General features: G+C 60.9%; 22 protein-coding genes. 16 read left to right on the top strand and 6 right to left on the bottom strand.

Annotated features, from left to right (window positions below):
* Positions 1-3 precede the first annotated feature (3 nt).
* From ACD590_RS11645 to ACD590_RS11605, 9 genes are all read left to right on the top strand, one after another.
* On the top strand, positions 4-1,095 hold the full coding sequence (locus ACD590_RS11645) for an ABC transporter ATP-binding protein (protein ID WP_439002595.1): 1,092 nt from the start codon (positions 4-6) through the stop codon (positions 1,093-1,095).
* A 122-nt stretch (positions 1,096-1,217) separates the two neighbouring features.
* Positions 1,218-3,680 (top strand): beta-mannosidase, encoded by a 2,463-nt coding sequence (locus tag ACD590_RS11640; RefSeq protein ID WP_439002594.1) that lies wholly within the window; start codon positions 1,218-1,220, stop codon positions 3,678-3,680.
* A 37-nt stretch (positions 3,681-3,717) separates the two neighbouring features.
* Positions 3,718-4,479 carry a sugar phosphate isomerase/epimerase family protein gene (locus ACD590_RS11635; RefSeq protein WP_018242361.1) on the top strand — a complete coding sequence of 254 codons (762 nt, stop codon included), beginning with the start codon at positions 3,718-3,720 and terminating at the stop codon, positions 4,477-4,479.
* A gap of 9 nt (positions 4,480-4,488) precedes the next feature.
* Positions 4,489-5,622 (top strand): Gfo/Idh/MocA family protein, encoded by a 1,134-nt coding sequence (locus ACD590_RS11630; protein WP_439020861.1) that lies wholly within the window; start codon positions 4,489-4,491, stop codon positions 5,620-5,622.
* A gap of 149 nt (positions 5,623-5,771) precedes the next feature.
* Positions 5,772-6,803 (top strand): L-glyceraldehyde 3-phosphate reductase, encoded by a 1,032-nt coding sequence (mgrA, locus tag ACD590_RS11625; RefSeq protein ID WP_439002592.1) that lies wholly within the window; start codon positions 5,772-5,774, stop codon positions 6,801-6,803.
* Positions 6,804-6,899: 96 nt separating this feature from the next.
* On the top strand, positions 6,900-8,513 hold the full coding sequence (locus ACD590_RS11620) for a glycoside hydrolase family 43 protein (protein WP_439002591.1): 1,614 nt from the start codon (positions 6,900-6,902) through the stop codon (positions 8,511-8,513).
* A 487-nt stretch (positions 8,514-9,000) separates the two neighbouring features.
* Entirely contained in the window at positions 9,001-9,927 is a 927-nt protein-coding gene (locus ACD590_RS11615; RefSeq protein ID WP_027684383.1) for an ABC transporter ATP-binding protein, read from the top strand.
* Positions 9,924-10,685 carry an ABC transporter permease gene (locus tag ACD590_RS11610; protein ID WP_018242356.1) on the top strand — a complete coding sequence of 254 codons (762 nt, stop codon included), beginning with the start codon at positions 9,924-9,926 and terminating at the stop codon, positions 10,683-10,685. Before ACD590_RS11615 ends, ACD590_RS11610 begins: the two co-directional genes overlap by 4 nt.
* A 109-nt stretch (positions 10,686-10,794) precedes the next feature.
* On the top strand, positions 10,795-11,532 hold the full coding sequence (locus ACD590_RS11605; RefSeq protein WP_439002590.1) for an SDR family oxidoreductase: 738 nt from the start codon (positions 10,795-10,797) through the stop codon (positions 11,530-11,532).
* Here ACD590_RS11605 and ACD590_RS11600 read toward each other — a convergent pair.
* The 5 genes from ACD590_RS11600 to ACD590_RS11580 form a co-directional block, all read right to left on the bottom strand.
* Positions 11,495-12,418 (bottom strand): LysR family transcriptional regulator, encoded by a 924-nt coding sequence (locus ACD590_RS11600; RefSeq protein WP_439002589.1) that lies wholly within the window; start codon positions 12,416-12,418, stop codon positions 11,495-11,497. The two genes, ACD590_RS11605 and ACD590_RS11600, sit on opposite strands and share 38 nt — an antisense overlap.
* A gap of 123 nt (positions 12,419-12,541) precedes the next feature.
* Positions 12,542-12,979: an EamA family transporter gene (locus ACD590_RS11595; protein ID WP_439002588.1), complete on the bottom strand. Its 438-nt coding sequence runs from the start codon at positions 12,977-12,979 to the stop codon at positions 12,542-12,544.
* 165 nt (positions 12,980-13,144) lie between these two features.
* Positions 13,145-13,846: a TIGR02281 family clan AA aspartic protease gene (locus ACD590_RS11590; protein ID WP_003560075.1), complete on the bottom strand. Its 702-nt coding sequence runs from the start codon at positions 13,844-13,846 to the stop codon at positions 13,145-13,147.
* Entirely contained in the window at positions 13,843-14,061 is a 219-nt protein-coding gene (locus ACD590_RS11585; RefSeq protein ID WP_018242352.1) for a DUF1289 domain-containing protein, read from the bottom strand. Before ACD590_RS11585 ends, ACD590_RS11590 begins: the two co-directional genes overlap by 4 nt.
* Positions 14,062-14,079: 18 nt before the next feature.
* A complete protein-coding gene (locus tag ACD590_RS11580) occupies positions 14,080-14,862 on the bottom strand; it encodes an adenosylcobinamide-GDP ribazoletransferase (RefSeq protein WP_439002587.1) in 783 nt (260 codons plus the stop codon).
* A 160-nt stretch (positions 14,863-15,022) separates the two neighbouring features.
* On the opposite strand from ACD590_RS11580, the gene cobT reads away from it, so the two are divergent.
* Positions 15,023-16,039 carry a nicotinate-nucleotide--dimethylbenzimidazole phosphoribosyltransferase gene (gene cobT / locus ACD590_RS11575; RefSeq protein WP_011652311.1) on the top strand — a complete coding sequence of 339 codons (1,017 nt, stop codon included), beginning with the start codon at positions 15,023-15,025 and terminating at the stop codon, positions 16,037-16,039.
* Positions 16,040-16,176: 137 nt separating this feature from the next.
* Entirely contained in the window at positions 16,177-16,566 is a 390-nt protein-coding gene (locus tag ACD590_RS11570) for a diacylglycerol kinase (protein WP_439002586.1), read from the top strand.
* A gap of 108 nt (positions 16,567-16,674) precedes the next feature.
* Here ACD590_RS11570 and ACD590_RS11565 read toward each other — a convergent pair whose 3' ends face one another.
* Entirely contained in the window at positions 16,675-18,210 is a 1,536-nt protein-coding gene (locus ACD590_RS11565) for a sensor histidine kinase (RefSeq protein WP_439002585.1), read from the bottom strand.
* Positions 18,211-18,316: 106 nt separating this feature from the next.
* On the opposite strand from ACD590_RS11565, the gene ACD590_RS11560 reads away from it, so the two are divergent.
* From ACD590_RS11560 to ACD590_RS11540, 5 genes are all read left to right on the top strand, one after another.
* Positions 18,317-18,874 carry a thermonuclease family protein gene (locus tag ACD590_RS11560; protein ID WP_439002584.1) on the top strand — a complete coding sequence of 186 codons (558 nt, stop codon included), beginning with the start codon at positions 18,317-18,319 and terminating at the stop codon, positions 18,872-18,874.
* Positions 18,875-18,878: 4 nt separating this feature from the next.
* A complete protein-coding gene (locus tag ACD590_RS11555; protein ID WP_028733064.1) occupies positions 18,879-19,511 on the top strand; it encodes a uracil-DNA glycosylase family protein in 633 nt (210 codons plus the stop codon).
* Positions 19,512-19,580: 69 nt separating this feature from the next.
* Positions 19,581-20,069, top strand: a complete 489-nt coding sequence (locus tag ACD590_RS11550; protein WP_003540387.1) for an Lrp/AsnC family transcriptional regulator — start codon at positions 19,581-19,583, stop codon at positions 20,067-20,069.
* A 720-nt stretch (positions 20,070-20,789) separates the two neighbouring features.
* Positions 20,790-21,854 (top strand): porin, encoded by a 1,065-nt coding sequence (locus tag ACD590_RS11545; protein WP_018242347.1) that lies wholly within the window; start codon positions 20,790-20,792, stop codon positions 21,852-21,854.
* Positions 21,855-22,306: 452 nt separating this feature from the next.
* Positions 22,307-23,203 carry a LysR substrate-binding domain-containing protein gene (locus tag ACD590_RS11540; RefSeq protein WP_130652555.1) on the top strand — a complete coding sequence of 299 codons (897 nt, stop codon included), beginning with the start codon at positions 22,307-22,309 and terminating at the stop codon, positions 23,201-23,203.
* Positions 23,204-23,220 lie beyond the last annotated feature (17 nt).

Raw genomic sequence — 23,220 nt, 5'->3', positions numbered from 1 at the left:
CTCATGAATATGAATGCAAGCGTTTCCATCAAGGATCTGTCCCTGAACTTCGGTGCGGTGAGCGTGCTGAAGGATCTCAACCTCGACATCAACGACGGCGAATTCCTCGTGCTGCTCGGCTCGTCCGGCTGCGGCAAGTCGACCTTGCTGAATTGCATCGCCGGCCTGCTCGATGCGTCGGAAGGGCAGATCTTCATCAAGGGCAAGAACGTTACCTGGGAAGAGCCTAAGGACCGCGGCATCGGCATGGTGTTCCAGTCCTATGCGCTCTATCCGCAGATGACCGTCGAGAAGAACCTGTCCTTCGGTCTTCGCGTCGCCAAGGTGCCGCAGGCTGAGATCGACAAGCGGGTGGCGCGCGCCTCCGAAATCCTGCAGATTCAGCCGCTCCTGAAGCGCAAGCCGGCCGAGCTTTCCGGCGGCCAGCGCCAGCGCGTGGCGATCGGCCGGGCACTGGTGCGCGACGTCGACGTCTTCCTGTTCGATGAGCCGCTGTCCAACCTCGACGCCAAACTCCGCTCGGAGTTGCGCGTTGAGATCAAGCGCCTGCACCAGTCGCTGAAGAACACGATGATCTACGTCACCCACGACCAGATCGAGGCGCTGACGCTTGCCGACCGCATCGCCATCATGAAGAGCGGCATCATCCAGCAGCTCGACGATCCGACGACGATCTACAACAGGCCGCGCAATCTGTTCGTCGCCGGCTTCATCGGTTCGCCGTCGATGAACTTCCTGCATGGCGAGCTGGTCAAATCAGGCGACAGCATTGCCTTTTTTGCCAACGGCGTCATTTTCTCGCTCGCTGCCTACGACGCCAGCGAGACGTTGCAGCCCGGCCGCAAAGTGGTGCTCGGCGTCCGTCCAGAACACATCAAGGTCAACGAGAATACCGGCGGCGAAGAACATGACGCCACCGTCGATATCGAGGAGCCGATGGGCGCGGACAATCTGCTGTGGCTGAAACATGCCGGTCACACGATGTCGGTACGTGTCAACGGCGCACGCCGCTTCAACGTCGGAGCCAAGGTGAAGCTCAGCTTCGACATGACGGTCGCCTCGGTCTTCGATGCCGAAAGCGAGCTGCGTCTCTAGAGAACTCTGCGGGCGGGGCCGAAATGGCGCCGCCCTACCTCCAATCGGCCATCAGGCCAGCCAAATTCGGCCGCGGTCCGGCTTGTCCGGCGTCCCAGGAGCGGCCCGATCGGGATACGACTATGACATCCTTGCCGAAGAACGGTTTCAACATCGACCTTTCCGGTTCGTGGCAGCTTGCCTCTGTCGATGGCGAGATCCGCACTACAATCATCTTGCCGGGCGACGTGCACACCGCGCTCCACCGGGCAGGACTGATCCCCGATCCCTATTTCGGCCGCAACGAGGAAAAGGTGCAGTGGGTCGCCGAGCGCGAATGGGCGGTCGAGCGCAGCTTCACGCTTCCTGAGGTCGAAGGCGACTGGTATCTCGATATCGACTATCTCGACACGGTCGCCAGCGTCCACGTCAACGGCTTCCTGGCGCTCGAAGCCGATAATAGCTTCCGCCGCCACCGGCCCGATATCTCCAGCATGCTGAAATCAGGCGACAACAGCATCCGCATCGTCTTTGCGTCCAGCATCGCTGTTGCTGCTGCGCGGCAGAAGCAGCAGCCCTTCTACATTCCCTACAGCACCGGAAATTCGCCAATCCCCGACGGCAACATGTTGCGCAAGCCGCAATGCCATTTCGGCTGGGACTGGAACATCGCCATTGCGCCGCTCGGCCTTTACGGGACGATCGCGCTGAAAAAGCTCGAAACGGCGCGCATCGAACACGTCGTCAGCCGCCAGACCCACAATAATGACGGTTCGGTCGATCTCAAAGTGACGGCGACGCTGTTTTCCAAGGGGCCGGACATTGCCCAGGTCTATTTCGAGCTCGACGGCGAGCGCGTGCGCCTGGATGTCGGCGTCAATGGCGAGACCCATGTCAACCATCTCTTCCATATCGACAATCCACGCCTCTGGTGGCCGTCTGGCAGCGGTGAGCAGGCGCTCTACAGACTATCCGTCGAATTGCCGACGGATGAGGTGAACAAGCAGATCGGTCTTCGCACCATCGAACTGATCACCACGCCGGATGCATCAGGCAGCCGCTTCGCTTTCAAGGTCAACGGCCGCGAGATCTTCTGCCGCGGCGCCAACTGGATCCCGGCCGACGCGCTATTTTCGCTGTCTTCGCCCGAGAAGACCGAGGACCTGCTGCAATCGGCCAAAGCCGCCAATATGAACATGATCCGCGTCTGGGGCGGCGGCTTCTACGAGCAGGATCATTTCTACGATCTCTGCGACCGGCTTGGCCTCATGGTCTGGCAGGACTTCATGTTCGCTTGCAACCTCTATCCCTCGACCGAGGACTTCCTCGACAATATAACGATCGAGGTCGATTACCAGGTGCGCCGGCTCTCCTCGCATCCCTCGATCGTGCTCTGGTGCGGCGACAACGAGCTGGTCGGGGCGCTCACCTGGTTCGAGGAATCCCGCAAGGACCGCGACCGTTATCTCGTCTCCTATGATCGCCTCAACCGCACGATCGAGCAGGCGGTGAAAAAGGCGTTGCCCGGCGCGCTCTGGTGGCCGTCGAGCCCGGCGTCCGGCTATCTCGATTTCGGCGATGCCTGGCATGCGGACGGGTCCGGCGACATGCACTACTGGTCGGTCTGGCACGAGAACAAGTCGTTCGACAATTACCGTTCGGTGCGTCCGCGCTTCTGCTCGGAATTCGGCTTCCAGTCCTATACGTCGCTGCCTGTGATCAGGACCTATGCCGAGGAGAAGGACATGAACGTCGCTTCCCCCGTCATGGAGCTGCACCAGAAGAATGCCGGCGGTAACGAGCGCATCGCCGGCACGATGTTCCGCTATTTTCGCTTCCCCAAGGATTTTCCGAACTTCGTCTATCTCTCCCAGATCCAGCAGGGGCTGGCGATCAAGACGGCGGTGGAATACTGGCGGTCGCTCAAACCCCATTGCATGGGCACGATCTACTGGCAGCTCAACGACACCTGGCCGGTCGCCTCCTGGTCGAGCCTCGACTATGGCGGCCGCTGGAAGGCGATGCACTATCTCGTCAAGCGCTTCTTCCAACCGGTCGCGGTCGCTGCCATTCCTTCCGATGACGGAAAGACGATCCGCTTCTCGCTGGTCAACGACACGCTTGCCGATGTCAGCGTTGATCTTGCAGTCTCGATCCTGACGGTAAAGGGCGAACGCCGGCACCTGAAGGACGTGCAGGCCGTGTGTTCGCCGGATGCGGCCGTCACTGCCGCGAGCATCGACGTTTCCGATATTCCCGAGGGAACGCTGCTTGCCTGGCACTTCACCGCGTCGAACGGCACGGGCGGCGAGGGGCATTACGTCAACGGTACCTACAAGGCGCTGGAGCTGGAGCCCGCGGGGCTTGCTGTCACCCACGAATATGTCGAGGAGAATGGCTCCGTGGACATCAACGTCACCGCTAGGGGACTTGCGCTCTTCGTGATGATCGAGACCGAGACGGACGGAAAATATTCCGACAATGCCTTCGATCTCGCGGCCGGCGAGAGCCGCCGCATCACCTTTACCCCGGCACGGCCGCTTGATCGTGGCGCGCTTCCGGAGTTCCGATTCTACGACCTGTATTCCTGCCAGTCGGCGGATTGATCTTGCAAGAATGGGCACGAGGCCCAAGGAGAACATAATGACGAAACTCAGCTACCAGCTCTATAGCGCCCGCAACTTCCAGCCTTATTCGGCGATTTTCGAAAAACTTGGCAAATCAGGCTATGCCGAAGTCGAGGGCTTCGGCGGTATCTATGCCGATCTCGACGATGCCGGGCTGAAGAGCCTTCGCGCTGAGCTCGACAAGAATGGCCTGGTTATGGCGAGCGGCCATTTCAGCCCCGACTTCCTCGAGAAGGAGGTTGAGAAGTCGCTGAACATTGCCAAGATCCTCGGCATGGATTCGATTTATGCGCCGCATCTGGCGGCCGAGGAACGCCCGTCCGACGCTGCCGGCTGGGCCGCCTTCGGCAAACGCCTGCAGGAGATCAGCAAGCCCTACAAGGCTGCCGGCTACGAATTCGGCTGGCACAATCATGATTTCGAATTCTTCAAGCTGCAGGATGGCTCGCGGCCGATCGAGCACATCTTCGAAGGCGCGCCCGACATTTCCTGGGAGGCGGATATCGCCTGGGTTATCCGCGGCGGCGCCGATCCCTTCGCCTGGATCGAGAAGCTCGGACCGCGCATCACCGCGGTCCATGTCAAGGACATCGCACCGGCCGGCGAGGCGACGGATGAGAGCGGCTGGGCAGATGTCGGTCACGGCAAGGTCGAGTGGGCCAGGCTGATGACGGCGTTGCGCGCCACCAAGGCCAAGCACTACGTCGTCGAACACGATAACCCGAATGACATCGACCGCAATATCAGCCGCTCGATCGCATCCTTCCAGACCTACTGAGGCTTCATCATGACCAGGGAACTTGGCGTCGGCATCATCGGATGCGGCAACATCTCCACCACTTACTTCTCGCTGGCACCGCTCTTCAAGGGGCTGAAGGTGCTGGCCTGCGCCGATATCAACGCGCAGGCGGCCGAGGCGCGGGCCGAGGAATATGGCGTCAAAGCGCAGACGATCGACGCGCTTCTCGTCAATGACGAGATCGACGTTGTCGTCAACCTGACGATCCCGGATGCGCATTTCCGGGTATCGAAGGCGATCCTCGAGGCCGGAAAACACGTCTATTCCGAAAAGCCGCTGGTGCTTTCGCTCGAAGAGGGCGAGGAGCTTCGCCGCATCGCCAAGCAGAAGAACCTTGCCGTCGGCTGCGCGCCCGACACTTTCCTCGGCGGCGCCCATCAACTCGCCCGCAAGTTCATCGATGACGGCGGCATCGGCCGGGTGACCTCGGGCGCCTGCTACGTCATGAGCCCCGGCATGGAGATGTGGCATCCGAACCCGGATTTCTTCTTCCTGCCGGGCGGCGGCCCGATCCTCGATCTCGGCCCCTATTACATCGCTAATCTGATCAATCTGATCGGCCCGGTCAAACGTGTCGGCGGCATGACCTCGATGGCGTCGCCCACCCGCACGATCACCAGCGAGCCGCGCAATGGCGAGATCATCCCGGTCAAGACGCCGACGACGATCCAGGCGCTGCTCGAATTCGTCAACGGCGCCACGGTGACGCTGACGGCGAGCTGGGATGTGTGGTCGCACCGCCATGCCAACATGGAGCTCTACGGCACCGATGGCTCGCTCTACGTACCGGACCCGAACTTCTTCGGCGGCGTCGTCGAGGCCAGCGGCCGCGACAAGGACATCAAGCCGCTGGAGACTTGGGAGCATCCGTTCGGCAAGATCAACCAGGAAAACCCGAACGGCGCGCGCGCCAACTACCGCACCGCCGGCCTTGCCGACATGGTGATGGCGCTGATCGAGGGGCGCGATGCGCGCTGCTCGCTCGACCGCACGCTGCACGGCGTCGACGTCATGACCTCGATCCTGAAATCGGGCGAGGAGGGCCGTTTCATTGACCTGACGACGACCTGCACGCAACCGGCCGCCCTCGGCATCGAAGAAGCGCAGGCGCTCTTGAAGTAACAGGAAGAATGCCTGTATCTCGTTGGACCGCGAGACACCGTCAAAGTCGTTATCCTCGGCCTTGTGCCGAGGATCTACAGGCAGGGCGGCAGATGCTCGACACAAGGCGAGCATGACGACTGTGTAGATATTTTAGCAAGGAGAGTCTTATGAGCTGGCAACCAGCCGCAGACCGCTATTGGAAAATGAAATATAACCGCACGGGCCGTTCCGGTCTGAAGCTGCCGGCCGTCTCCCTCGGCCTCTGGCACAATTTCGGCGGGGACACGCCGCATGACCGCAAGATCGACATGTGCCGCACGGCCTTCGACCTCGGCATCACCCATTTCGACCTCGCCAACAATTACGGCCCGCCGCCCGGCAGTGCAGAAACTGCCTTTGGCGAGATCCTGCGCACCGAATTCGCTGGGCTTCGCGACGAGCTGATCATCTCCTCCAAAGCCGGCTACGACATGTGGCCGGGACCCTATGGCGAATGGGGCAGCCGCAAATACCTGATCGCCTCCTGCGACCAAAGCCTGAAGCGCATGGGCCTCGATTATGTCGATATCTTCTATTCGCACCGCTTCGACCCGGAAACACCATTGGAAGAGACCTGCGGCGCGCTCGATCATATCGTCCGTTCCGGCCGGGCACTCTATGTCGGCATTTCCTCCTATAATTCGCAGCGCTCGCGCGAAGCCGCAAAGATCCTTGGGGAACTCGGCACACCGTGCCTGATTCACCAGCCGAGCTATTCGATGCTCAACCGCTGGGTCGAGGACGACAGGCTGCTCGATACGCTGGATGAGGTCGGCATGGGCTCGATCGTTTTCTCGCCGCTTGCCCAGGGCATGCTGACGACGAAATATCTCGGTGGCATTCCCGAAGACAGCCGCGCGGCGCAGAACCACTTTCTCAAGCGCGACTACATCCGCCCCTCGATCATCGACAATATCCGCAAGCTCAACGAGATCGCCGAAAGGCGCGGCCAGACGCTGGCGCAGATGGCGATCGCCTGGGTACTGCGCGGCGGCCGCGTGACCTCGGCGCTGATCGGCGCCAGCCGCTCGTCGCAGATCGTCGATTGCGTCAAGGCGCTCGACAATCTCGAATTCAGTGTCGAGGAGCTTGCCGAGATCGACGTCTATGCCCGCGAGGCCGACATCAACCTCTGGGCCAAGTCCGCCGAACGCGAATAGTCACGTCAGGCCCGGAGGCAAGTCTTCCGGGCCTTTTTCTGCTATAATCTGATGTACGTACAGCAAAAAGCACCGCCGGTCGGAGGAGACCCTGTCATGATCCGCAATCCCATCTTGCCCGGGTTTAACCCCGATCCGTCGATCTGCCGCGTCGGCGCGGATTATTACATCGCCACCTCGACCTTCGAATGGTATCCCGGCGTGCAGATCCACCATTCGCGGGACCTGGTGAATTGGACACTGGTGCGCCGGCCGCTAGAGCGGAGATCGCAGCTCGACATGCGCGGCAATCCGGATAGCTGCGGCATCTGGGCGCCGTGCCTGTCCTATGCCGACGGGCAGTTCTGGCTGGTCTATACCGACGTCAAGCGTTACGACGGCAATTTCAAGGATGCGCCGAACTACATCGTCACGGCACCTACGATCGAGGCCGATTGGTCCGAGCCGGTCTACGTCAATTCCTCCGGCTTCGATCCCTCGCTCTTCCATGACGATGACGGCCGCAAGTGGTTCGTCAACATGCAGTGGAACCACCGCACCGAAAGCTATGGCGGCTCGCCGAAATCGCCGGCCTTCGACGGCATCCTGCTGCAGGAATGGGATCCGGCGGCAAAGGCGCTGAAGGGGCCGATCAAGAATATCTTCGCAGGCAGCCCGCTCGGCCTCGTCGAGGGCCCGCATCTCTTCAAGCGCAATGGCTGGTATTATCTGACCACCGCCGAGGGCGGCACCGGCTACGACCATGCCGTCACCATGGCGCGGTCGCGAAAGATCGACGGACCCTATGAGATGCATCCGAACATGCATCTCATCACCTCCAAGGATCATCCGGGCGCAGTGCTGCAGCGAGCAGGGCATGGCCAATATGTCGAGACGCCGGAGGGCGAGGCCTATCACACCCATCTCTGCGGCCGGCCACTACCGCCGAAACGGCGCTGCACGCTGGGGCGCGAGACATCCTTACAGAAATGCGTTTGGCGCGACGATGACTGGCTCTATCTTGAAAACGGCACCTCGGTGCCGGATGTCGATGTGCCGGGCCTCTTTGGCGCGGATCCCGTGGAAAAGCCGATGCGCAGCGAATACAACTTCGACGGCGGCACATTGCCTGCCGATTTCCAGTGGCTGCGCACGCCCGAGCCCAAGCGCATCTTTAACCTGACGGATCGTCCCGGCCATCTGCGCCTGATTGCGCGCGAAAGCATCGGCTCCTGGTTCGAACAGTCGCTGGTCGCCCGCCGCCAGGAACACCACAGTTTCCGCGCCGAGACCGTGATCGAGTTCTCGCCTGACACCTATCAGCAGGTGGCGGGGCTGACGCATTACTACAACCGTCACAAGTTCCACGCGGTTGCTGTGACGCTGCACGAAACACTCGGCCGCTGCGTGACGATCCTCTCCTGCAACGGCGATTACCCGAACGGACGCCTCAGTTTTCCCGCCGACAGCGGGGTTTCGATCGCCGCCGAGGGCCGCGTCCAGCTCGCCATGGAAATCCGCGAGAACGACCTGCAATTCTTCTGGCAGACAGAAGGCAAGGGCGCCTGGCAGCCGATCGGCCCGATCCTTGACGCCGGCGTGATTTCCGACGAGGGCGGACGCGGCGAACACGGTTCCTTCACCGGCGCCTTCGCTGGCGTATTCGCTTTCGATACGTCGGGCCGGGCGAAGGCCGCGGATTTCGACTGGTTCAATTACGACGAGCTGTAAGGGGTGCACCCTTGGTCGCTTTCATCCGCAGTGGATCACGCAAAGAGCGAGGAGCGGAGAAGAGGCACGTAAAAAGAAAGCCGGCACAAGGCCGGCTAAGACGGAACGCGGCTGAACAGGGGATACTGGCCGGTTCCAAGCACTTCGTGACTGAACAATAACTTTGACTACATGCCGAGGCAGCGAAAAAGGGGCGCAACGAGAACACCCGGAGACGGCTCCGCAAAGGGGTGGGCGGCGGGGCGGATGCCGGTGCTGGCCTCGGCTCCCTTATCGGGCATGAATATCACCGGATGATGACATCCGAAGCCGGCGCTGCCTTTCTTTCGCGAAAACCCGATGCCGGCTACTTCGCCCGCGTCAGCAGGTCAGCGGGCGAACTGTGTTAGCAGCGTGAATGCAGTGTTCATGGCTTAAGGATGTTAAAGCGTTACAAAGGGACTATATAGCGGCCGAAGTAACTTCCAAGAATCCGCAAGAGTCCCGCATGGCCCCCATCATTTCCGTTCAGAACCTCACCAAGACCTATGCCAATGGGTTCGAGGCCCTGAAAGGCATCAATCTCGACGTCGAAAAGGGTGAGATCCTGGCGCTGCTCGGGCCAAACGGTGCGGGCAAGACGACGCTGATCTCGATCATCTGCGGCATCGCCAATCCGAGCGGCGGCCGGGTGTTGGTCGCCGGCCACGACGTCGTGAAGGATTTCCGCGCCACCCGTGGGATGATCGGGCTGGTGCCGCAGGAGCTGACCACCGATCAGTTCGAAACGGTGTTCAATACCGTGAGCTTTTCGCGCGGTCTGCACGGCAAGAAGGCCAATCCTGCCCATATCGAGAAGGTGCTGCGCGCGCTCTCGCTCTGGGACAAAAAGGACAATATGCTGCGCCAACTCTCCGGCGGCATGAAGCGACGGGTACTGATCGCCAAGGCGCTCTCGCATGAGCCGGATATTCTTTTCCTTGACGAGCCGACTGCCGGCGTCGACGTGACGCTGCGCAAGGACATGTGGCATGTCGTCGAAGAGCTTAGGGCCTCTGGCGTCACGATCATCCTGACCACCCATTATATCGAAGAGGCCGAGGAAATCGCCGACCGCGTCGGCGTCATCAACGGCGGCGAATTGCTGCTCGTCGAGGACAAGGCGGCGCTGATGGCCAAGCTCGGTCGCAAGCAGCTCATTCTCGATCTCACCGAACCGCTCAGCCGGCTGCCGGATTGTTTTGCCGGCAATGGGCTGACGCTGCAAGCGGACGGCAGCCGGCTGATCTATGATTTCGATTCTGACAACGAGCAGGAAAGCATCGCGGCACTGCTGACCCGACTCGGCGAGAACAATATTCATTTCAAGGATCTCTCGACGCGGCAAAGCTCGCTCGAGGATATTTTCGTGGCGCTGGTGGGAGCGGGCAAATGAACGTCGAGGCGGTCAAATCGATCTATTTCTTTGAGATGGCGCGCACGCGCCGCACGCTGCTGCAGAGCGTCATCTCGCCCGTGATCTCAACCTCGCTTTATTTCATCGTCTTCGGTGCCGCGGTCGGTTCACGTATCCAGGAGGTGGAGGGCGTGTCCTACGGCGCCTTTATTACACCCGGCCTGATCATGCTGACGCTGCTTGGCCAGTGCATCAGCAATGGCTCCTTCGGCATTTATTTCCCGAAATTCACCGGCACGATATACGAGGTACTTTCGGCGCCGGTGGCGATGACGGAGATCCTGCTCGGTTATGTCGGGGCGGCGGCGACCAAGGGGATGCTGATCGGCTTCATCATTCTCTTGACCGCCAATCTTTTCGTCGACGTCAGGATCGAGCACCCCTTCATGATGATCCTGTTCTTCCTGCTGACGGCCATCACCTTCAGCCTGTTCGGCTTCATGATCGGCATCTGGGCCGGCAATTTCGAACAGCTGAACCTCATTCCCATGCTGGTCGTGCCGCCGCTGACCTTCCTCGGCGGGAGCTTCTATTCGGTCAGCATGCTGCCGCCCTTCTGGCAGGTGGTCAGCCACCTCAATCCGGTGCTCTATCTCGTCAGCGGCTTCCGCTGGAGCTTTTACGGGATCGCCGATGTCAATCCGGCGATCAGCCTGGCGATGATCACGGTATTCCTGGTGATCTGCCTGGGAACACTCGCCTGGATCTTCAAGACCGGTTACCGGCTGCGCAACTGATCGTCTCTGAAACAACCATCGGAAAACTCGATGATGTCATCGGTTTCTTCCGTTTTTCTTCCGCTCCGGCCTGAGGCATCTGCTGCGTCAGCCAAGAAGGAGACGGCAGATGACGGGTATCAGGATCGAAGGCGCGAAGATCATTATTGTTGGCGGCAGTTCCGGAATGGGGCTGGCGCTGGCGAGGCGTTTGCTCGGGGAAGGGGCGGCGGTGACGATCGCAGGACGCAGCGAAGATAGGCTTGCGGCGGCCCGCCGCGATCTCGGTGACCATCCTGGACTGGCGACGATTGCCGTCGACATATCGCGGGAGGAAGAGGTCGCGGCGCTGTTCCGCAATGGCGGGCCGGTCGATCACATCGTCAGCACGGCGGCCGATATCGGTGGAGCCTATCAGCTGCTGCCTTCGATCGAGCTTGCGGCGGCGCAAAGAGTGGTCGAGAGCAAGTTCTACGGGCCGCTGATGCTGGCGAAATATGGTGCCGCCCATTTGCCGCGCTCAGGATCGATCACCTATACGTCAGGTGTTGCGGCCTACCGGCCCGCGGCGCGTGGATCGGTGGTCGCAGCCGTCAATGCGGCGCTGGAGGGCCTGGTCAGGGCACTTGCAGTCGAACTAGCGCCGATCCGGATCAACGCGGTGTCGCCCGGATGGGTGGATACACCGATCTGGAGCTTCGTCGCCGCCGACGCCAAGCAGGCGACGCTTGACGCGATGGCGCAGCGCCTGCCGGCGGGGCGCGTTGGACGGCCTGATGATATTGCCGATGCGATCCGCTTCCTGATCGGCAACGGATTCACGACAGGCACTATCCTGCATGTCGAAGGCGGGCATCGGCTGATCTGAGCGGCGAGAGTTCTTCGCTTGCAGATTGCAGCAGGATGGTAAGCGCCGGCGGCTGCACGCGCCTGCGCCGCCACATCATCACCAGCGAGGCTGCGGGTGGTTTGCCCGGCCAGGGCAGTTCGACGACGTCGCCCCGTGTGGCGGCCGGGCCGAGCGCAAGGCGCGGCACGAGGCCATAACCGGGGCCGGATGCAACGAGTCGGATGATCGTCGCGATGCTGTCAGCTTCCGTGACGATTGATGGTGCTGCAATGTGTGCTTCGGCAAAGGCGGTGTCGAACAGGTGACGGTAGACGCAACCGGTTTCGGTGGCGACGAAGGGCACGGTGCTGAGTGCCGTGAGGCTTTCCGGTGGCCGGGCTTGCGCATCGCGGCCGGCAATCAGCACCAGCGGTTCGCTGCAGATGCGGCGCGTCAAGAAGCGTTCATCCTGCTGCCCGCGATCGAAGGTGAAGGCGACGTCGATCGAGCCGTGCTGCAATTGCGCAAGCAATTCGCCGCTGCCGTTGACCTTAAGCTTGAGGCCGACGCGTGGGTTCTTCTTGCGAAAGAGTGACAGCCAGGGCGCTAGCCTTTCGGCGGCAATGGTTTCGAGCGTACCCAAGGTGATGGACTGTCGGGCGCTGCCGGCTGCGGCGCTGACGGCGGCCTTCGCCTCGTCGTTCAGGGCCAGTATCTCCTCGGCATAAGCCTTGAGGACCTCACCTGCGGGTGTCGGGACGACGCCCTGCCGGGAGCGGAGGAAGAGTTCCGCGCCCAGTTCCTCTTCCAGCGCCTGTATCTGGTCGCTGAGGCTTGACTGAGCGAGATTGACCTCGGCAGCGGCGCGCGTGAGATTTTCGTGCCGGATCACTGCGAGGAATGTCTTCAATTGTCGTGGGTTCATATCGGGCTCCAGTATGGCGCGCCGAGACGCCTTGAACGCAGGATAGCAACAAAGTAGAACACGCTGCAACGCAGGAGCATTTGGCGGCGAACTGCTTATCTTATGCTGCTGCGTCCGTTCCCGTCAGGCGCTGCTGACGAGAAGGGCGCCCGAGATGATGAGGAGGGTGCCGGCGACGAGCTTCATTGTGTCGAGCTCGGAGGCTTCGCCGAGAAAGACGGCGCCGATTGCCAGCGTCACCAGCACGTTGCAGCTCCAGATCGGCGCGAGTTTCGAGACGGGGACACCGTAAGTTAAAAGCGCAAAGCTGATGAGGCCGGTGCCGACGGCAAAGCAGGCGCCTGATGTGGCAGCAAAACCGAGACCTTCGGCGGTCCATGGGGCAGGGCGCCAGATCAGTGCTGCGATCAGGCCGGCGAGCGCGCAGGCAGCGCCAAAGGCGATCAGATAGACGGCGGAGCCGGTGGCTGATGTGGCGCTCTGCTTCTGGAAGATGGCGGTGATGCCCCAGAACAGGGCGGGCAGAACGCCGCCGATGACGATCGGCCAGAGTGAGTTCATCGCGAAACTCCTGTCGCATCCATGGATCAAGGCCTCGCCCAAGGCGAAGGCCGGTCGAACATGCGGTGCCACCAGACTAGGAGTTTCTTTTTGCTTTTTGTGGTCTTGTTGTTCTTGCGCCCAAGCTGCCAGATCCGGTTGTCGCCGTAAAGCGGCGGAGCCGCATTAGTCGCGCATGCGGAGTTCGTCTGTCTGCATCTGCAGCGAGCCCAGCGTTTCCAGGAAGCTCATGCCAAGCAGGCTCTGGTCGAGCCGGCCGTCTTCGGCGACACTGGCTGTGACATTGTTGCGGATGATCGGGCCGATCGCCACCTGGTCGAGGGTGACGGGTGCTGCACGGCCGCGGCCGTTGGCGGTCATGACGGTCATGGAATAGGTGAGGCGGGAGAGGTCGATGCCGATCCGTTCGGCATCTTCGCGCGACAGCGCCACCATGCTGGCGCCGGTATCGACGAGCATCTCGATCGTCTGGCCATTGACCGCGACATCGGCTTCGAAATGGCCGTTCAGTAGCTTGTGCAGAATGATCTCCTGGCCGCCCTCACTTGTGGTGACGACGACGGCGTGGCCGGGAACGAGGCCGGCGAGCAGCCTGTTGCCGACGCCGAGCGCTTCCTGGCGATAGAGATAGACAGTCACGAGCGCCAGGATGATGACCAGCCAGATCATCATCTGGCGCATCGTTTCGCCGACGCTGCGCCGGCTCGCCCAGATGCCGGCCGACAGCATCAGCGCGATCGGCAGTAGATAGACGACGCGTCCGAAGTCATCGCTCTGCAGGCCGAGGATGCGGCCGCTGTCATTGTTGACGATCAGCACGGCAAGGCCGATGCCGATCACGACGAGGAAGACGGTCAAACGGATCATAAAGGCCGCTCCGGCCCGCGGGCGAGGCTTGGTTTCATGTGGTTCGACACACTGACGGCGCCTGCAAGCCTTGCCGGCAGCAGGGCCATGATCCGTCTTCGCTCGGTGTCGGAGTAGCTCATCCAGCTGCCGATTTCCTGAAGAGTCCGGCCGCATCCGGCGCAGAATCCGGTGGCTGAAACCAGGGAGCAGACGTGAACGCAGGGTGTTTGCATGGTGGATATATCGGAGTTTCAAAGAGCCGTGGCAAGGGCGCAAAGGGTAGCGATCTCGCAAATCTGCTGCGTTGCGCCCAGCGTGTCGCCAGTGTGGCCGGCAAGCTTGCGGCGGATGAAGGCGGTGAAGGCAAACCCTGCGATGCCGGTGGCGAGCAGGCTTGCGACCAGCGGCCGCAGGCCGAAGGCCGGCCAGATCAGAAGTGCTGCCACGAGGCCGGCTGAGGCGAGCGCAAACTGCATCGCTGCCTCGTCCGGCTGGCCGGTCGAGGCGGCCACGCCATCGGCCTTTGCCGGCGCCAACCGCTGCCAGTGCCAGGCGACGGCGCCGCGGCTCAGCGCCGCGACAGCGGGAATGGCAAGCGCGGCAGTGAGGGGCGCGGAATGGCGGGCGATGGCGGCAAGCGCGGCTGCGCGGATCACGAAGGAGAGGATCAGCGCTATCGCGCCATAGGTGCCGATCCGGCTGTCCTTCATGATGAGGAGGCTGTGCTCGCGGCTCTTGCCGCCGCCGATGCCGTCGGCAGTATCGGCCAGGCCGTCCTCGTGCAGCGCGCCGGTGACGAAGACCTGAATGGAAAGCGCGATCAGGGCTGCCATCAGCGGATCGGCGCGCAGCCCCAAAAGCAGGAGGAGGGCGAGTGCAGGGATGAAGCCGATGACGATGCCGGCAAAGGGAAAGGCGCGCACCAGCGGGCCGAGCCTGCCGTCATAGCCATTGAACAGCGATTGCGGCATGGGAATGCGGCTGAGGAAGGCGACGGCGCGGGCGGTATCGACCGCATAGTCATTAATCTTCATTCTGCTTCGTTCTGCCGGAGGTCATCTCGGCTTATGGTCGCGGCTGCGCTTTTGGAGTTGTTCGCCTCGTCCGCCCGCTTTAAGAGAGTTGCCATCCGCAAAGAAGCTGATTTGCGTGGAAAAAACAAGAAATACCCGGATTTATAGGAAAACCGCACAGATGAGCGTTTCAGGCCTGCCGTTCGACGATTTCCGTACCCTGCTTCGTGACCTGCCGGGGCCGGATGCCCGCGCGCTGGTGGCCGCGCGCGAACGTGACGCGCAGCTGACCAAGCCGCCGGGCGCGCTCGGACGGCTCGAGGAGATCGCCTTCTGGCTTGCCGCCTGGACCGGCCGCACACCTGCCGTCAACCGGCCGCTGGTGGCGATCTTTGCCGGCAATCACGGCGTCACCAAGCAGGGCATCACGCCCTTTCCACCAACGGTGACGCAACAGATGGTCGAGAACTTCGCAGCGGGTGGTGCTGCGATCAATCAGATCTGTGTCGCCTATGATCTCGGACTGAAAGTCTTCGATCTGGCGCTCGATTATCCTACCGGTGATATCACCGAGGAGGCAGCACTTTCCGAGCGCGATTGCGCCGCGACCATGGCCTTCGGCATGGAGGCGATCGCCGGCGGCACCGACCTGCTCTGCATCGGCGAGATGGGCATCGGCAATACGACGATTGCGGCGGCGATCAACTATGCGCTCTACGGCGGTTCGGCGCGTGACTGGGTGGGGCCCGGCACCGGTTCGGAAGGTGAGATGCTCGAGCGCAAAATCGCGGCGGTGGAAAAGGCGGTGGCGCTGCATGGTGACCATCTCGACGATCCGCTCGAGATCATGCGCCGGCTCGGCGGCCGCGAGATCGCGGCGATGGCCGGCGCCATTCTTGCTGCTCGCATGGAGCGCATCCCGGTGCTGATCGACGGTTATGTCGCGACCGCGGCGGCAGCGATCCTGAAGGCCGCCAATCCGTCCGCGCTCGATCATTGCCTGATCGGCCATGTCTCCGGCGAGCCCGGACATCTTCGCGCAATCGAGATGCTCGGCAAGACGCCGCTTCTGGCGCTCGGCATGCGGCTTGGTGAAGGCACCGGTGCGGCGCTTGCCGCCGGCATCGTCAAGGCCGCCGCCGCCTGCCATTCCGGCATGGCGACCTTCGCCCAGGCGGGTGTGTCGAATAAGCATTAAGGCCGCGGCCGCCGCCGTCGATCCGCACGCGTTCGCTTGCGCCGCCCAAATGGATTCGGTATTTGCGTATTCGCTCATCGAAGGGGAGGCGGCAAAGCCTCTCCCGGTCTGTGATGCAGGGAAGAGGAGAGGGCATCTTGACGAAGCCTGCGGTGACGAAAGAGACCGGACTTCGGCATTTCATCGCCGCCGCCGGCTACTCCTGGGCGGGCTTCCTGCGAGTGCTGAAAGAGGCAGCCTTCCGCCAGGAACTTGGCTTCTTCATCGTTTCGATCGCTGCGCTGGCGTTGGTGGGAGCCACTGCAGGCGAGATCGTCGTCGCGGTGCTTCTGTTTCTCGGGCTCTTTTCGATGGAGGCGATGAACACCGCCGTTGAAGAGGTGATCGACCGGATTTCGCCGGAGATTTCGATCGTCGGCAAACACGCCAAGGATCTCGGCTCCTTCGCGGTAACCTGCATGATTGCCGCCTGCTGCCTCTATCTAGGCTTCGTCCTCTGCAAGCACCTGTTCTTTGGATCTGGATGATTTCACGCTGGATCGACCGAAAATCTGAATCCGGATCCAAATCAAAAAATCCAACATGATGTCGCCCGAAAAACCGCTCACACTTCTCGGCATCATGCTTTAGCTGAATCAGGCAAAACTCTTGCGCTTGCGCAAGACGGCCTGAGCCTCCTCGACGGCCGGCAGGCTCTGGAGCACGCGCTTGGCAGGCAGGATGGCGATGACCTCGGTGCCCTCGCGCAGCTTCGATTTCAGCAGGAACTGCCCATCATGCTTGGCAAGGATCGCCTGGACGATCGGCAGGCCGAGGCCGGTACCCTGTTCGGCGCTCTTGATGGCGATTGAGCCCTGGCCAAAGGCCGACAGGACGACGGGAATCTCTTCTTCCGGAATGCCGGGGCCGTTGTCCTTGATCGAGATGTACTGTCCGCCACCAGCTGTCCAGCCGACCTTGACGTGGATCTCGCCGCCCTGCGGCGTGAACTTGACGGCATTGGAGAGAAGGTTGAGCACCACCTGGCGCATCGACTTCTCGTCGGCCCAGATGGCCGGCAGCTGCCGCTCGAACTGGTCCGAAATGGCAATGTTCTTGGCGCGAGCGCGCAACTGGACCATGCCGATGCAATCTTCGGTGATATCGAGCAGCGAAATCGCCTCCTCGCTCAGCTCGTATTTGCCGGCCTCGATGCGTGACAGGTCGAGGATCTCGTTGATGAGATCGAGCAGATGCTGGCCGGAGCGGTGGATATCGCCGGCGTATTCCTTGTAGGTCGGATTGGCGAGCGGCCCCATGACTTCGGCCGACATCACCTCAGAAAAGCCGAGGATGGCGTTGAGCGGAGTTCTGAGCTCATGCGACATGGAGGCAAGGAAGCGGGACTTGGCGAGGTTTGCCTCTTCGGCGCGGCGGCGAGCTTCGTCCGACATCGATTTCGCCACTTCCAACTCGGCGATCAGGTCGTCCTTCTCCGACTGGTATGAGAGAATTCTGAGGTTCGACTTGAAGAGCCGGTCGCTGATATAATTGAAGAAGACCAGGGTGGTGGTGAAGGCCCCCGTCAGGCTGATTTCGAGGAGGTCCCGCGACAGGCCGCTCTTGGCGGCGAGCGCCAGGACCGCGGGCGAGAAGGCGGCGAGCACGGCGGGCGTCAGCATGAAGTTCGACATCGCCGTGACGGAGAGCGCGATCAGCAGCGTCGCGCCCTTATAGAGAATGAAGTTCGACGGCTCGCAGGTGTCGCAGCCTTGCAGCGCGAAGACGGCCCAGCAGCAGCCGAGCAGGAACTGGCCGAGCAGCAGCAGGCGGCGCCATTTGCGGGCGCTCTCCGAGGTGATTTCCTGCCGGCGCGCGCGCCGCGCCAGCAGGATATTGCCCGTATGACAGGTGAGCGTCAGCAGCGCCCAGAAGAGCAATTGTGTATTCTGGGTGAAATAGACGCCAAGCGCGGTGACGATGACGACGAAGAGCGGCATGATTGTCGCGCTCTGCAGCACCGATGCCACATACATGTTGAGCACGTCACGATCGAAGGAGGAATTTGACGCATGACCGGACTGAAGACGTTCGCGCGTCTGCCGCACGGCCTTGGAAACGGCCTTGTTGCGGTGGCTGCGCGACCTGTCGACGATGATCTTGTCGGTCGATGTGCTTACGCCGGTACTCATGTGCACGTTGAAACTTCATCCCAGGGTGGATAAGAGCTTAATCGACAATTCTTAAGAAGATGTTTGCCATCTTTGCCAAGGATTTGTTTTTTAAGGAGGCGAAAGCGTGACACGGGGCCTGCGCCTGATTCGCGACGGCGTGACCGCTTTTGCCCTGCTGGCGCTCGTGGCGCTGATCGCCGCCAAGCTCAATGATGCGGCAAAAATCGAGCATATGGGTGCTTTCCATGCCGCCGACGGCGACAGTCTGACATTGGGAGCCGAACGTTTGCGCCTCGAAGGCATCGATGCGCCGGAGCTCAACCAGAGCTGCGAGCGGGAAGGGAAGGCCTGGGCCTGTGGCCGCGCGGCGCGCGAGGCGCTGCAGGGCATGGTGCTGGCATCTGGAACGCTTTGTCAGGGCAGCCGGCACGACCGCTACGACAGGCTGCTCGTCATCTGCCGGAGCGGGGCGGGCGGCGACATCAATGCCGCCATGGTGCGCCGAGGCATGGCCATCTCCTATGGCGGTTATGCCAAGGAGGAGGCCGACGCGAAGGCTCAAAAGGCGGGCCTCTGGGCCGGGACTTTCGAGCGGCCACGCGATGTGCGCGACCATGCGCGCCAGAGTTCCGGTTTCGACGGCGCCCTGCACCTCATCGGGCGGATCGTCGGATGGGAGTAAAGTCATGACCGACGAAGCCATGCTGGAGACGCTGCGGCGGGAGATCGCCTCCTGCCGCATCTGTCGAGACGCGCCGGCAAAAGGCATCGCGCACCGGCTGCCGCACGAGCCGCGCCCGGTGGCCGTGATCTCGTCGAGCGCACGCATCCTGATCGCCGGGCAGGCGCCCGGGCTTCGGGTGCATGAGAGCGGGCTGCCGTTCGACGATGCCTCAGGCGACCGGCTGCGGTCATGGCTTGGCGTTGACAGGGCAAGCTTCTATGACCGCGACCGATTCGCCATTGTCCCGATGGGCTTCTGCTTTCCTGGCTACGACGGCAAGGGCGCGGATCTGCCGCCGCGGCGCGAATGCGCGCCCCTCTGGCGGCAAAGGGTGATCTCGGCCATGCCACAGATCGAACTGGTACTGGTCATCGGCCAATATGCGCAGGCTTGGCATATGGCCGGTGAAAGGCGGGACAATATGACCGAGACGGTGCGGGCATGGCGTGACTGTCTTCTGTCCAACCGATCGCCGGCGGTGCTGCCGCTGCCGCATCCGAGCTGGCGCAATAGCGGCTGGCTGAAGCGCAATCCCTGGTTCGAGAAAGAATTGCTCCCGGTCTTGCAGGAACGGACGAAAATGCTGCTTTCCTGAAACAAAATTCTTTTAGTTGCGCGGAATCGAGTTATACAAAGAAAATAATTCGAAAGGACTGTTGTGCGCATGGACCGCCTCGACCGAAAAATACTGCGTCTTCTGCAAGAAGATTCGACGCTTGCCGTTGCCGATCTCGCCAAGAAAGTGGGGCTTTCGACGACGCCGTGCTGGCGGCGCATCCAGAAGATGGAAGAAGACGGCGTCATCAAGCGCCGAGTCGCCATCCTCGATCCGGAGAAGGTCAACACCAAGGTCACCGTCTTCGTGTCGATTCGCACTGCCACTCATTCGATCGAATGGCTGCGCCGCTTTTCCGAGGTGGTCGCCGAATTCCCCGAAGTGGTCGAATTCTACCGGATGAGCGGGGATGTCGATTATCTCCTGCGAGTCGTCGTGCCCGATATTGCCGCCTATGACGCCTTTTATAAGCGGATGATCGCCAAGATCGAGATTCGCGACGTTTCCTCCGCCTTTGCGATGGAGCAGATCAAGTATTCGACGCAGTTGCCGCTCGACTACATGATTCTCGATAATGCCAAATCAAACGAGGATTGAGGTCAAGCGTGCGGCCGTGACCGCACGCGATAATGCAAAATCCAATGAGGGCTGAGACCGGGCGTGAGTCTGCGACCTCAGATATGCCCTTAGGAGGCGGCGTGTGCACTCCGGCTGCACGTGGGATTGCCGGTTCGGCAAAGGCCGGGTTTAAGTATGTGCGATCTGCTATTGCAAAAAAAAGCCTCAAAAATAGCGAAAAAACGCTCAAATCGACCGAATTTCCTGGAAAAGTGAATAGCCTGGTAAGGATTCCCGGGTTATGTTCGATGAAACCAGTGGGCGATATGTCATAATTTTGTCTCATTGGTATCGAATTCAGGACACTATGTTCTAAACCGCCACCTTGTTTGTGCTCATTAGCCGGCGGTAGAATTTATGCGCTTCACCAGTATGTTCGACGGGGGTCGGACGGTGGAGAATTTGACAAAGGGGTTTAGGGTTTGCGGCTTGCGATGGAAGATTTCCGTCGCGGAGCCGTTTGGTATGTCTTTCGTATAAATATTTGAAATTGTTGTATAAAAATCACGTTGTCGGGGAAAGTTGCCCGTGAGAACCCATCTGGCGTGTATCGAGAATTGCTTGATAGGGCCTTGTATGTGATGACGGTTTGGCGGTTCGATCGATCCGCACGCCGAGATGGCTGTTCAAACTGGGCCGGCTTCAAATCGACTACCCGATCTGAAGCCAGCCCCGATCGACAAAGGAATGGATTGGTAAATGAACATCAGAATGGTTTTGCTTGCATCAGCAGCAGCATTTGCTGCATCGACGCCGGTTCTTGCAGCTGACGCTATTGTTGCTGCTGAGCCGGAACCGGTTGAATATGTTCGCGTCTGCGACGCTTACGGCACCGGCTACTTCTACATCCCGGGCACCGAAACCTGCCTCAAGATCGAAGGCTACATCCGTTTCCAGGTTAACGTTGGCGAAGACGTCGGCGGCGATTCGGACTGGGATGCCGTCACCCGCGGTCAGGTTCAGTTCACGGCCAAGAGCGACACCGAATATGGTCCGCTGACCGGCGTCATCGTCATGCAGTTCAATGCTGACAACGCCACGGCTCAGGACGCCATTCTCGATTCCGCTTACCTCGACATCGCGGGCTTCCGCGCTGGTCTGTTCTACAGCTGGTGGGACGATGGTCTCTCTGGCGAAACCGACGACATCGGCTCGGTCGTAACGCTGCACAACTCCATCCGTTATCAGTATGAAAGCGGCACCTTCTACGCTGGTATCAGCGTCGATGAACTGGAAGACGGCGTTTATCAGGGTGACGTGGATCCCGTCACCGGCCTCCTTGTTCCGAACGATGGTCCGAACAATGTCGGCGTTGCCTTCGGCATCGGCGGCACTGCCGGCGCGTTCAGCTACCAGGTCACTGGCGGCTGGGACGTCGACAACGAAGACGGCGCTGTCCGTGCAATGGGTACGGTTGACATCGGTCCCGGTACGCTCGGCCTCGCTGCTGTGTACTCTTCCGGCCCGAACTCCTACTACTCGACGGCTGAATGGGCAGTTGCTGCCGAATACGCCATCAAGGCAACCGACAAGCTGAAAATCACCCCGGGTGTTCAGTACTACGGCAACTACATCGGCGGTGCCAGCGCGTTTGACACCGTTCCTAGCGATTACGACGGTGCCGGTGATGCATGGAAGGTCGGTCTGACCGTTGATTACCAGATCGTCGACAACTTCTACGCCAAGGCTTCGGTTCAGTACCTCGATCCGGATGATGGCGACGACTCCACGACGGGCTACTTCCGTCTGCAGCGTTCGTTCTAATCCACTTGGTGGATATGCTCCCGGTCTTCGGACCGGGAGCACTTAAATCAGTTTCTGATCCGAGTGACCTCCGATCAGCTACGGGGACGGGTCCGGTCTTCCCTGCCGGACCGTCCTTGCAGCGTTTTTGACGCACAGTCTTCAAGGCAGTCTTTCAGGATCGTCTTTTCAGGTGAGCCGAACGGGTACGTTGCGTATCGCACGTCGGCATCTGCCCGCCTCGTTTCTTGAGGCACCCCGTTTTCAATCTTTCAAACGAGCTGGATCCACCGATCGATTTATCGCGCGGACGGCTGTTGGTCTGTCTTCCTATGCGGTGTTGGCTGGCTTTGTCGCAACAGGTCGCGAAAAGAAAATCCAATGCCGACAATGTGATCACCGCTTTTTGGGAGAGAGGATACAACCCTTGCTGGGGGCCGGCATTCATTCCTACTCGCGGATAGCTTGTTCTTATGGACGATCTCAACGACTACTATTATTTCGCCGCTGTCGTCTCGAGCGGCGGTTTCGCTTCTGCAAGTCGCGATCTCAAAATACCACGTTCCAAACTCAGCAGGCGGGTCAGCCGGCTTGAGGAAGGGCTTGGTGCAAGGCTCATAGAACGCTCGACCCGTCACTTCCGGGTGACTGAGATCGGCCAAGCTTTCTACGAAAGATGCCAGACCATCCTGCAGGAGGCCGATCGCGCCAAGTCGATCGTCAGCGAGGCTCAGTCCGACCCGCAAGGTGTGGTGCGCATGGGCTGCCCGCTTGGCCTCGTCGACATCTCGGTCGGGGGAATCCTGCCCGAATTCCTGGAACGTTATCCGAAGATCAAGCTGCAGATCATCGGCTCCGACCGGCGGGCCGACCTCATCAACGAACGAATCGACCTCGAAGTGAGAGCGACCAACGAGCCGGAGACGCAGACGAGTCTGACGATGCGCAAGCTCGACCGTATCAGGCGTATCCTGGTTGCAAGTCCGTCGCTCGTCGAGCGCACTGGCACCTTGCGTTGCGTGGACGAACTCGCCGACCTGCCGACGCTGGCAATGACGTCATGGGTATCGTTCCATACCTGGGAACTGGTCGGTCCGAATGACGCCAAGCGGGTGATTCGGCATCAGCCACGGCTCACCTGCCGCAGCATGACCGCTATCCTCGACGCGGCCCGTGCCGGCCTCGGCTTCGGGCTTTTGCTCGAAAGTGCCTGCGAAGCCGATCTCCAGGCAGGCAAGCTGGTGCGGGTGCTGCCAGAATGGCAGTCGGAGGAGAGCCAGTTCTATATCGTCTTCACGACAGCCAAGGGCATGCCGCCGGCGGTGCGGGTCCTGATCGATTTCCTGGTCGAAAAATCCAAACAGCATTGACTTACAGCGCCACGCGA

It is taken from the genome of Rhizobium sp. 862_C5_N1_2 (assembly GCF_051811205.1).
Taxonomy (GTDB): domain Bacteria; phylum Pseudomonadota; class Alphaproteobacteria; order Rhizobiales; family Rhizobiaceae; genus Rhizobium; species Rhizobium leguminosarum.
The sequence above is the reverse complement of the archived record's forward strand: the minus strand, read 5'-3'. Positions and strand labels throughout refer to the sequence as shown.